Genomic DNA, 215 nt, shown 5'->3' with positions numbered 1-215 from the left:
AAGGCGGCCGGCTCGGACCAGCAGAACGCGGCGGACGCGATCACGACGGCGCTCGAGCCGTACCTGAAGAATAACCCGAAACTCCATGAGGCGCTGACGACCGTGGACGAACTCCAGGACGCATTCGCTCGGAACCAGGCGGTGCGCGGCAAGGTGCTCGGTAGCGCGACCGCTCAAGAGGTGACCGGCTCGGTCCAGAAGATGGCCGAGCCGGA

Annotated in this window: 1 protein-coding gene; it reads left to right on the top strand. The window is 66.5% G+C overall.

All coding sequences use genetic code 11. From position 1 onward, the window contains the following. A partial coding sequence (locus R5W23_RS12995) for a hypothetical protein (protein WP_320686680.1) occupies nucleotides 1–215 on the top strand: 215 nt, incomplete at both ends.

The organism is Gemmata algarum (assembly GCF_034097035.1).
Lineage (GTDB): Bacteria > Planctomycetota > Planctomycetia > Gemmatales > Gemmataceae > Gemmata > Gemmata algarum.
Note: the sequence above shows the minus strand (reverse complement) of the source record. Positions and strands in the feature narration are given on the sequence as shown.